General features: G+C 30.1%; 10 protein-coding genes. 5 read left to right on the forward strand and 5 right to left on the reverse strand.

Annotated features, from left to right (window positions below):
* Positions 1 to 184: 184 nt before the first annotated feature.
* Positions 185 to 931, reverse strand: a complete 747-nt coding sequence (locus tag J3477_RS13440) for a DUF438 domain-containing protein (protein WP_206870453.1) — start codon at positions 929 to 931, stop codon at positions 185 to 187.
* A 331-nt stretch (positions 932 to 1262) separates the two neighbouring features.
* On the opposite strand from J3477_RS13440, the gene J3477_RS13445 reads away from it, so the two are divergent.
* Both J3477_RS13445 and J3477_RS13450 read left to right on the forward strand, forming a co-directional pair.
* Positions 1263 to 1604: a cupin domain-containing protein gene (locus tag J3477_RS13445; RefSeq protein ID WP_206870454.1), complete on the forward strand. Its 342-nt coding sequence runs from the start codon at positions 1263 to 1265 to the stop codon at positions 1602 to 1604.
* Positions 1605 to 1916: 312 nt separating this feature from the next.
* Complete coding sequence (locus tag J3477_RS13450) at positions 1917 to 2879, forward strand: methyl-accepting chemotaxis protein (protein WP_206870455.1); 963 nt, start codon at positions 1917 to 1919, stop codon at positions 2877 to 2879.
* A gap of 139 nt (positions 2880 to 3018) precedes the next feature.
* Here J3477_RS13450 and J3477_RS13455 read toward each other — a convergent pair whose 3' ends face one another.
* From J3477_RS13455 to J3477_RS13470, 4 genes are all read right to left on the reverse strand, one after another.
* Positions 3019 to 3702 (reverse strand): pseudouridine synthase, encoded by a 684-nt coding sequence (locus J3477_RS13455; RefSeq protein WP_206870456.1) that lies wholly within the window; start codon positions 3700 to 3702, stop codon positions 3019 to 3021.
* A 165-nt stretch (positions 3703 to 3867) separates the two neighbouring features.
* Positions 3868 to 4851 (reverse strand): tocopherol cyclase family protein, encoded by a 984-nt coding sequence (locus tag J3477_RS13460; protein ID WP_206870457.1) that lies wholly within the window; start codon positions 4849 to 4851, stop codon positions 3868 to 3870.
* A 164-nt stretch (positions 4852 to 5015) separates the two neighbouring features.
* Positions 5016 to 6425 carry a L,D-transpeptidase family protein gene (locus J3477_RS13465; RefSeq protein WP_206870458.1) on the reverse strand — a complete coding sequence of 470 codons (1410 nt, stop codon included), beginning with the start codon at positions 6423 to 6425 and terminating at the stop codon, positions 5016 to 5018.
* A 253-nt stretch (positions 6426 to 6678) separates the two neighbouring features.
* Positions 6679 to 7251 carry a TetR/AcrR family transcriptional regulator gene (locus tag J3477_RS13470; protein ID WP_206870459.1) on the reverse strand — a complete coding sequence of 191 codons (573 nt, stop codon included), beginning with the start codon at positions 7249 to 7251 and terminating at the stop codon, positions 6679 to 6681.
* 180 nt (positions 7252 to 7431) lie between these two features.
* On the opposite strand from J3477_RS13470, the gene J3477_RS13475 reads away from it, so the two are divergent.
* From J3477_RS13475 to J3477_RS13485, 3 genes are all read left to right on the forward strand, one after another.
* On the forward strand, positions 7432 to 8067 hold the full coding sequence (locus J3477_RS13475) for a flavodoxin family protein (RefSeq protein WP_206870460.1): 636 nt from the start codon (positions 7432 to 7434) through the stop codon (positions 8065 to 8067).
* Between the two features lie 89 nt (positions 8068 to 8156).
* Complete coding sequence (locus tag J3477_RS13480; RefSeq protein WP_206870461.1) at positions 8157 to 9374, forward strand: MFS transporter; 1218 nt, start codon at positions 8157 to 8159, stop codon at positions 9372 to 9374.
* 336 nt (positions 9375 to 9710) lie between these two features.
* Positions 9711 to 11642: a U32 family peptidase gene (locus tag J3477_RS13485; RefSeq protein ID WP_206870462.1), complete on the forward strand. Its 1932-nt coding sequence runs from the start codon at positions 9711 to 9713 to the stop codon at positions 11640 to 11642.
* The last annotated feature ends 163 nt before the right edge of the window (positions 11643 to 11805 follow it).

Genomic DNA, 11805 nt, shown 5'->3' on the forward strand with positions numbered 1-11805 from the left:
TCACAAATTTTTCTATCAATTTTATAATCCTCTCCTTACATGATAATATACAGTCTTAGAATATGCTGTAATTAACACTACAAAGAAAAAAGCTAAGAACAGTAAGCCTTGAGGGGTGCAAGGCTTACTGTTCTTAGCTTTGGGTGAATTTTTCAGTGATCATTTAAAACTATTAGAATTAATTCTAAACTTCACTAAATGGGCAATAACCTATTTCATCACACTTATCTTTGATTTCTTGCCACTTTTCACTATTTTCTATACTTTCAAGAGCTGATGGATACAATATGTGATTTTCTTTAAATATATGGTCTCTTAAGTTAAATATCAAATACTTAGCATTATCATCTACTTGCCTTTTGAATTCGTCTAAGTTTTCAGAATCAAACTGTTCAGATAATTGTAATAAGTTCTTCTTTCTTGCTCTAAGTTCTTGATGCTCCATTCTCATAATTCTTGTAGGACCAGTGATTCCTAGCCTTTCTAGCTCTGGGAATAATGCATCTTCTTCTCTTAGATGATGATTTTCTGCTGAAATTAAATTTTCAGCTAACACTCCAAGATTTTTTATATTCTCTTCAACTATAGAATCTTTATCCATACATTGAATCTTGTTGTTAAGTTGTTCTAACTGTTGTAAGAAACCTAGTATACTATCATGCTCTGTAATCATCATATATAAAGGATGTTTTTTATCAACTGATGCTTTAAGTTTTTCTAAAGTATCTTTTAACATTTCCATATGAATTACACACAAACCTCTTAAATCTTCAGTCTTCATACCATCTTCTACTAGCTTTTGCTCTGCTAAAGAAAGCTCTGTTGGGCTGATTTTTTCTAATAAATCCTTTGTTTCCTCTTTAACACTTTCTATTGATTCACCATTATTTAATCTAGTTAATATATCAGTTAACGCCTTAATTTTATCCATTATTAATTCCTCCTACCGTGTTTTTCTATACTCAAATTGTAATACTAATCTTCTAGTAATTCTTTGATTTAAATCACAGAATTTAAATTTTATTTTGGATATAATGTAATTGTTCACTAATTAAAAACATCAAAAATATCCAATTCATGAATTTAAATTAAATAGATGCAAAAAATAAAAATTCTTAAGAATTTATTTTAAATATGCTAGATCTAGCTTATTCCTTAATATTTTCAAGTAATTAACAACTAAATTTAAATCAGCAATAATTAAATTTCATAAATAAATGCAAACTATATAACATAAAATTAATTAATCTTGGAGGGTTATTATGAAAATAGAAAAAATTTCAAGCAAAATTGCTTTCAGTGACGACTCAATTACAAAGAGAATAATATTTAAGGAAGACAAACTTTTAAGTTTTGTACTTAATTTTAGACCAGGTCAAGGAGTTCCACCACACAATCATGAGCAAAGTGATCTTTTAGTTCATGTTTTATCAGGAGATGGAGAAATGACTGTAGACGGAAATCCAAATAACATTACAGCTGGTGATGTTATTCATTGTAAAGGCGTAGAAGTGTTCAGTATAAAGAATACCTCAGATAAGGATATGTCCTTATTTATCGTATTAACACCAAATCCATCTGCAGTATATTCAAAGGAAATATAATAATAAGGTAATGTTTATATAAACTTCAACAGTAGTACTAAACATAACCTTAGGAATCTCTGCAGCAGCTCATGCAGAGATTTTTTCATTTGGCACAGTTAAATATCATTAATTATAAAGAGCTTCACTTAAAGGTTCCCTATAAGAATTCCGATATATAAATATATCAATTCAGTTATAGGTTTCCGCCCTCAATAAATAGTTCATATATTTATTCAAATACTCAGTACTCGTAATTATTAAATGTGTATCTTTTAAGTTTTCATATACTTATATACAAAATCGAATCATAATATCAAGGAGTTTTAATTTATGTTTAGAAAAAACAAAGAAAAATTACAGGAATCTCTACCTACAGAATCATCAAATTTAAAACGTAACGACAATAATTTCAAAGAACAAACTATTCAATTTATTGAATCTGCAAATAAGTTATTGAGTGAGACTGTTGGACAGCATAACATAGTTAATGAACAACATAATGTTTTAGTGGATCTTGCTGACCAAGTTAAAGGCCATATGGACAATATATCAGAACTCTCCAAGGAAACTATAAATTCTACTGATAAGCTTAATTTAGACGGTAGCAAGTTAATAGAAATAACTAAAGATACTGTTAATAAGTCTAACGAAGGCAAAGCTGCCATTGAGGAAATGGACGATATAATAAAATCCTTAGAAAATGAAAATAACAACAGTACTAATAGTATAAACGAGCTTGCTAGAAAATTTAGTAAGGTAAATGAGGTAGTTCAGCTTATTACTAATATAGCAAGTCAAACAAATCTACTTGCCTTAAATGCTGCTATAGAGGCTGCAAGAGCTGGTGAACAAGGTAAGGGATTCGCAGTTGTTGCTGATGAAGTTAGAAAGTTAGCTGAGATAACTAAAAATAGCACTTTAGATATTTCAACTCTTATCTCCAGCATCGAAAGTGAAACAAAGGTAGTTCTAAGCAATGCTGATAAATCAAATGCTGTTATAACCAAAGGTGTTGCTGCATCAAACAGAGCCATAGAGAAAATAGAAAACAGCTTATCTTCAATATCTGTTGTAGAAAAAGAAATTAAAGAAGTTATAGGTACTATAGGCGCTCAGAGAAAAAACATCGAACAAATGAACAAGGAAATAAAAACTGTTGATGAAGTTCTAAAAACAACTGTATCTACTATAATAAGTCATATTGAAGATGCTAGTATTGTAGACGAGCAGTTGGCAAAAACAGAAAGAAATCTTTCTACCTATAGTGAAAAATTTATATCCTCAAGCAAGTAGCTCTCTACTAAATTTTTTAATAGTTGATTTAATTCAGCCATTAAGTATTTTATATAAATTAATCTTGTGCTCAAAAATAAGGAGAAAACATAACAGATTGAAATCCTAATCAGATTATGTTTTCTCCTTATTAAATTAATCATATTACATTTTTTAGTGCTTCAAGTTCATCTTCTGTGAGGTATCTCCACTTACCATTTTCTATGCCATCGATATTTATATTTAATATTCTTATTCTAATAAGCTTTATAACCGTATATCCTAAAGCCCTACTCATCTTTCTTATCTGCCTATTAAGACCTTGAGTTAATACTATAGAAAAAGTATCCTCACTAATCCTTTTAAGAGTACATTTTCTGGTTATAACGCCTCCTATATCCACTCCACTTGCCATTTTCTCAAGAAACTCATCATCATATTGTCTATCCAAAGTTACTACATATTCTTTCTCATGCATATTATCTGACTCCAGAATTCTGTTTGCAAGCTCCCCATCATTAGTCATTAATATCAATCCTTGTGATTCTTTATCTAATCTTCCTACCGGAAAGATATACTTATCATAATTAATGAAATCTATAATATTACCCTTTACTTCCCTTGCTGCCGTACAAGTTATCCCTACTGGCTTGTTTAAAGCAATATATACTATTTCAGTAACTGGTATTGGCTCCCCGTCTATGAGTATGTTATCCTCAAGTTCAACCCATTGTCCAGGAATACACTGAACTCCATTAACTGTTATCCTACCATCTTCTATTATTCTATTAGCTTCTTTTCTAGAACAAAATCCTAAATTGCTAAGAAGTTTATTTATCCTCATCTAAACTTTTATACCCCTTGTCTTAAGTATCCATATAATTATAATACAATAATATCTTATTTTACGAGAGAACTCCATATTATTGTTGCTGTGTTTAATACTTATATTGAAGCATAAAAGCAAATAAAATTGCCTTCCATTACTTATTATTTATATTTTAATTTTTTATTTGTAAATTAAGTCCATGTAATTTTCTGAAAACTCAATACCAGCGGAAGAGCATATATCATTAAATATCATATTCCCTCTTTTTTTATCAAAAAGTGTGACATTTAGTTTTCCTTGAAGAGTTTCACTTGCTACAGGTATCATCTTTCCATGACGAGGTGCATATAATTTCATAAAAGTTTCTTGTTTATAAAAGGCTTCTATTTTAAGAAAATAATTTTTATTATAAGTTTTTAGGATAACTTTTTCTTCTTCACAGCTAATTGATAGCGAACTTTTATTTATACTTGTAAACTTATAAAACCTTCCTTTTGCATATACTCCAATTAAAAAGCCTGTAAAACTCTTCATTGGAAAAGGCATCGGTATATGAGCTATAGAACAGGTAACAGATCCAGCTCCATCTTTAAAGGAATTTCCCTGAGCCCAAATGTAGGAGTATGGAAATGCTTTCCCCCAATTTTTTTCAATATATAATTTACCTCCAGTGAAATCAACTATTCTACCATTAATGGAAAGTTTTCCTCTTATACTACCATCAACGGCGCAAACTTGGCTGTAGCATTGCATGAAGCTTAGATAATTGTAAAATCCCATACTACCAGGATTAATCACACTATCTGGCCACCTAACAACATTGTCAAAATATAACGTGCCAAATATCCTTTCATACTGCTGATTTATATTTAGATTAATCCCATTAAGTGAAAAAGAACTCTCCCCCACCTGAAAATTGAACTGTGATGTACTAGCATTAAATTGATTTTCACTAAATCTTAAATATTTAAAATTTTTCTCATTTCCTTTAAGCACCTGGATAAAGCTATGTGATTTCCCTTCCTTACCTAAGAATACCCCTGGTATGAAGCAATATGTATCCCCCGTACGTGGCTGTACAAGTTTAAAATACCAGCCTTCAAAAAAATTATACCTTTCATTCTTTCCATGATATATATCTGGATTTCTAATTAGCTTAATCAAAAAAACACCTCTTTTTATATTCATAGCAATACACATAGTTTTGCCTATCAGACCTTAAAGCCTTAATAATAGCCATGTTGTAATTCTAATGCTATATAATATTATTTAATAAAAGAGGTGTTATTATGTGTGTTTTTATATTTTATATACAGTAAAGAAAATCACTATTCCTCATAACAAATTATAGGAGTCCCTGGTTCTATATTTTCAAATATGGTTTTAGCTAAATATAGTGGACAATTAACGCATCCGTGAGTTCCATTACTCTTATATATATCACCACCAAAGGAATATCTCCAGCTAGCATCATGCAGTCCTATATTTCCGTTAAAAGGCATCCAATATGTCACATCGGATTCATAATCTTCTCCTCTTAAAGTTGAACCTTTTTGTTTATAGTTAAGCATATAGATTCCAAGCTTAGTGGAGTTTCCCCTATTTGGATTGCCTGTTACTACATCACCTTGAGTTACAAGCTTTCCATCTTTATAAAACCATAGATGTTGCTGTGTTATATTAATCTCTACATAAGTATTACCTATATCGTTTTCCCCTCTAGTTACACCCTTCTGAGCATATATAGGTTCTCTTTCAAGTGTTCTTCCAAGCTTTAGAGTTTCTAATAATTTTTTAACTTCATCATCTCTATTAATCTTCCAGCCATAGAATCCGCCACTAACCTCTAAAGTCTTTCCAACAGATGTTTTAAACTTTCTTGCAATGCCTATAGTATCGTATTTTTTGCTTAATGCATTCACATATTCTTTAACTGCGTTTTCGTTTACTACTACCTCAAGCTTATCATCAACACTAAGCCACTTATTAATTGTGTCGCTATCTAATACTTCGTTTTTATCTCCAAACAAATAAATAATTTTTGATAATATATATTTATTCAGCAATTTTTGGGTCTTAGGGGTTATATCTGAATTTAAAGTATACTTTGGATTGTCGTAGCAAAGATTTTCATTCAAGTCCAATGTCGTTTGTCCTCTTAATATACTCTGCTCTATGGCCTTTTCTAAATTAGCCTTATTAATCTTATTTCCATATACTTCTTTTACAACCTCATATGAACTATTTGTATATACAAAGCTTACATTTTTAGGTTCAATAATTTCTTTATTTAAACAACCTAATTGATTAATTTTATTCTGTAAATTAATCTTGTTGTAAGCAAACAGATCCTCTACATAACAGCTTTGCTTTTTAAATAATGAAAGTCCCCACTTAAATGTATTTATATCTTTACATACCTCAAAATAGCTATTTTTATCATTATACTTAAGCTCTATAGCCTGTCCAGCAATTTCTTCCTTTACTCCATCTCTCTCAATTAATATTAGGTTATATCCATTAACACCATTCTTTATTATCTCTTGTACTTCTTTATGAGATTTTAATGATACATCAATTCCATTAATTTCTGTATTAAAAAAGAAATGACTAGCAAAGTATATTGCTCCCACTAAATATACCAATACAAATGCTGATATTACAATAATAAGATTTCCTACAACCTTACTTTCAAATAGCTTTTTTATATTTAAATTTTTAAAATCAATTTTATTCATACCATTTTATACCCTTCATAAAATACATTTTAAACATTAATAATTTATAATATGTTTGTCCCTAAGTAGTTATGACCTTTATAAGCATAAGCTCTATATAATTATTTCCCAATTTTACTCATCTGATTGATACTTACTTAACATAGCATTTAAATATGCTAAAAAAAGCTGCTACGCTAATTTATTAGCGCACCAGCCTCATCAACTATTTTCTTAACCGCAAATATCCCCTTTATAGAAGGATATTAAAGCTTTATTTTATTCCTTGAAACACATAATTTATAACCTGCTTTATGAACTCCTCGTCCACCGGATCCCCAGTTATCAATAATCTATAGAATAAAGGTCCAAAAATCAAATCCATAGTTAATTCTATATCCAAATCTTTTTTTAATTCTCCTCTTAAAATTCCACGTTCTAATATAAATCGTGAATCAAGTCTACGAGGCTTAAAATATACTTTGCGATAAGTATCAGCAAGCTTATGATCATATTGCCCTTCTGCTATTATCTCATTAATCACTTTTCCTTCTTTACTGGTTAAAAACTTAGCTAAATTATTTAATTGAATTATCATATCTTCAATAGTTGATCCAGTATCAGGTATCTGAAGTCTCACAACAGCAGCATCAAAAAAAGCATCCATAACAACAGCCGCCTTGTTAGCCCACCATTTGTAAATAGTAGCTTTACTAACCCCTGCTCTTTCAGCGATTTTTTCAATTGTAACCGATCCAAATCCATTCTCTAGCAATAAATCATATGCAGCAGAAAGGATTGCTTCCTTAGTTTTTTCACTACGTGGACGTCCTAACTTTTTCTCCATGTATAATTCCCTCCATTATATCTAAAAGTATAACAATACATTTTATAAACTATACGTATATTATACTATATATTTTTTTTAATTAAACATAAAAAAGTATTTACAATACTGAACGTTTAGTATATTATATATTTATAAACTAAACGTTCAGTATATTAAATATATGAGGAGGAATATTAAATGAAAGTTATAATGTTCAATGGAAGTCCAAATAAAGAAGGTAATACTTATCATGCTTTAAAGATAGTTACTAATGAATTAGAAAGAGAAGGAATAGAAACAGAAATAATTCATGTAGGTAATAAGACAATCAGAGGTTGTATTGCTTGCGGATATTGCACAAAAAATAAGAATGGAAAATGTGTTATCGCTAACGATCCTGTTAATGAATGGATTGAGAAGATGAAGGATGCAGATGGCGTAATATTAGGATCACCTGTACACTATTCAGCAATAGCTGGTACAATGAAGTCATTTTTAGATAGAGCTTTTCGTGTAGCTGAAGCAAATGATAGTATGTTAAGATTAAAAGTTGGAGCTGCAGTTGTGGCAGTAAGACGTGCAGGAGGCATTCCAACCTTTGATCAATTAAATAATTATATCAATCATTCAGAAATGGTTATTCCTACTTCAAACTATTGGAATGTTATCAATGGAAGATTACCTGGTGAGGTATTGCAGGATGAAGAAGGAACTCAAATTATGAGAGTATTAGGAAAAAACATGGCTTGGCTTATTAAACTTATTGAGCATGGAAAAGAAGCTATCCAAAAGCCAGATCTAGAAGAAAAGATTTTTACCAATTTCATCAAATAAACAAATACTAATAATGAGAGGCTTTTATCGCTTTTAATTTAAAGAATTTATTGCAAGTTATTATTATAATATAAGGAAGTGATTTATAAATGTATCAATCAAATAACTCTCTTATAAAAACAAGTTCATCAATAGATAACCTTAATGTTAAACCTATATTAACTAATACACTAATCATAGTTATGTCAATAGCATGCGGACTTACTGTAGCAAATTTATATTATATCCAGCCTCTATTAGCGGATATAGCTAAAACTTTTCATGTGAATCAATTAAGCATAGGATATGCAGCTACACTAACACAAATAGGCTATGCAATCGGAATGATATTTATATTGCCCTTAGGGGATATAAAAGAAAAAAGAAATTTAATAGTTATAATGCTTTTATTCTCAATTATATCTCTTATGAGTATGTTCTTCTCTGGAAATATATATTTTCTTATAATTTCTTCTTTCGCAGTAGGATTTACTTCTATTATTCCTCAACTTATTATCCCTTTAGCAGCTCAGTTATCAAATCCTGAGCATAGAGGGCAAAACATCGGAAAAATAATGAGTGGTTTATTAATCGGAATCCTACTTTCTCGTACTGTTAGCGGTATCTTAGGAGGATACTTAGGATGGAGAATGGTTTATTTAATAGCCTCTATTATGATGTTTCTCCTAATGCTTATTCTTAGAAGGTTAATCCCATTATGCAAACCTACTTCAGATATTAAATATCTTGAGCTTTTAAAATCAATGGTCCACTTAATAAAAACAGAGCCAGTTTTAAGAGAATCCTCTATCAATGGTGCCTTAATGTTTGCAGCTTTTAGTGCTTTTTGGACCTCTCTTATATTTCTGCTTGAAAGTTCTCACTACAATTTGGGAGCTGAAGCTGCAGGTATTTTGGGCTTAGTTGGTATTAGCGGTGCTCTCGCTGCCCCTATAGTTGGAAAAATAGCTGATAAAAGAGGTTCAAGATTTGCAATCGGAATATGTATAGTCATAGTTATACTTTCTTACGGATTATTCTATTTATTTGGATTTAAAATGTGGGGACTCATTTTAGGAATTATTCTTCTAGATTTAGGAGTACAGTCCTGTAATGTTTCTAATCAAGCTAGAGTACATGCTTTAAATGAAGAAACTCGTAACAGACTTAACACTATTTACATGGTTAGCTTTTTTCTCGGAGGCGCACTGGGGTCTTTTCTAGGTTCCTATAGCTATTCTCATTTTGGCTGGTATGGAGTGTGTACTTTTGGGATGATAACTCAAATACTAGCACTTGTTATTCATAATATGAAAAAAAACAAATAATCTATGTTTGCGCTGAAATTCAACAGAATCAAACTGATAGAAATCCTTTAGAAGTGTCTTATTATTAATTAAATATATTCTGTGCTAAAATTAGTCATATCATTAATATAAAATAAAAGTGCGGGACTTACATTTGATAATGTAAGTTCTGCATTTTTTATTCCCGACACCCTATAATTACCTAAATTTATGCAACCGAAAGTTTCTTTTTGATAAAACCTTTCAACTAGACTTGTAGTTTCCTACAATTTTAATGTACTATAATATATGTATTAATATTCATATAGGATTTATAATAAAACTCTGTCTTATATGTAACGCATTTCAGGAGGAAATATGGCAAGATATTTTAATAATAAAAAAATAGAACTACTAGCCCCTTCAGGAACTATGGAAACTTTTAAAAAGATGGTACAAGCAAATTGCGATGCAATTTATCTTGGAGGCAAATCTTTAAATATGAGAATGATGAGAAAAGGTTTTAATTTTTCTGATGAAGAAATAATAGAAGCCTTAAAAATGGCACATGCTGTTAATAAGAAAGTTTATATTACAGTAAATAATATGATTAATGATAGTGAAATTGATGAAGCAATTGAGTATCTACGTTTCTTAAACGATGTTCCTGTTGATGGAATTATAGTTCAAGACCTTGGAATTCTGCAAATTTGCACGGAACATAACTTTAATAACTTCGAGATTCATTCTTCTGTAATGATGAATGTGCACAATATTGATTTTGTAAAAGCATTGCAAGAATTTGGAGTAACAAGAGTTGTATTATCCAGAGAAATGGATTTGAAAACCGCTAAGCATTTGCAGAATCAAACTAATATCGAAACTGAATACTTTGTTCATGGAGATATGTGTGCTGCAAACGGTGGAAACTGCTACTACAGTTCTATAGTTTTTGGCAACAGTTCTAACCGTGGTAGATGCTTTAAGCCTTGCAGATGGCCTTATGTTATAAAAAAGGATGGTTCTTTGTTTAACACTGAATTCCCTCTTGCTGCAAAGGATATGTATATGTATGAACATATTCCTGAGCTTATTGAAGCCTCAATTACATCCTTTAAAATCGAAGGACGTATGAGAGATACTGATTTTATAGTTGATTTAGTAAATGCATATGGAGATGCAATTGATAGATACATAGAAAATCCCTTAAGCTTTAATCGTAAAGAACAAGCTGCTGAATTATTTGAAGGAAGAAAGCGTGATTTTACCACTGCTTATGCTTTTGGCAGACCAGGTTTAGACTTTATAAACACACGTTATGAAGGAACAGGTAAATTCTATTCCACAGGTAAAGTTTTTTCTGTACCAACTGAAGAACCAGAAATTACTGAGAAATCTATAAGTGAACTTCAAGAAGATTTAAATAATTACAATAACAAAGTAGCTTATAAAAACAAGTTATCTGTTAAGGTAAATAATTATGCTCAAGCAAAGCTTTCTATTGAGCTAGGAGTAGATAGAATCTATTTGCCATGCGAGGTTTTACTACCTGATCAATTTATAAGCTTAACTCAACTACAGGACTTAGTTGATATAAAAAACAAAACTGAAATTTATCTAGATTTACCACAAATGATGAATGAACTTCAATTTGATATGCTAGATCATTATTTAGAAAAAAATGGGCATTTATTCGATGGATTGCTCGTATCGAATTTAGGAGCTATCAATAAATATGGACATAAGTATCCTTTAATCACAAACTATAACTTAAATATTTATAATGAAAAAGCATCAAAATTCTATAGAAATCTTGGTGTTAATGAAACTACTGTATCTTTAGAGATAAAAAATAATGAACTTGCGAAGTTTATAAGTTTGTCAGAGTCACCACTTGAATTAATAGCACATGGTCCATTAAGAGTTATGTATTTAGATCACAATCTTTATGAAAATATTGACACCTTAAAACCTATAGAAAAATGTGATAATAAATATGTAGAAAATAATGTATTAGTTTTGATGACAGATAAAGGTGAAAACCCAGTTTATATAGATCAAAATGAAAAAAATCATTTGTTTACATCTAAGGAGTTTTGTTTACTTCCTATACTTGAAGACTTAAGTTTTGAAAAGCCAATAAATTTACGTATTGAAGGACAAACTTATACTTTAGATGATTTGAAAACTATTATTGAGGTTTATCAGACTGCTATATCAGATAAATCTAAATGCAAAGAGTTATACTCACAATTAAAACCAGCAAGAGCAGGCTTTACATTAGGGGCGTTATCATTTATATCTATATAGTTTTAGCCATGGAATATGACAAGATCATATTAATTCTTTGCGTAAGCTCATTTAAGCGTCGTATGATTAACCAATTAATTTCACACGGTGCTTTAACAGTTCAAAGTTTTAAACTTTGGTATATACCAATTTTGTTTATTTTTAATTATAGCTTTGTACCAGC

The sequence above is a fragment of the Clostridium zeae genome, from assembly GCF_017312485.1.
GTDB lineage: Bacteria > Bacillota > Clostridia > Clostridiales > Clostridiaceae > Clostridium_AR > Clostridium_AR zeae.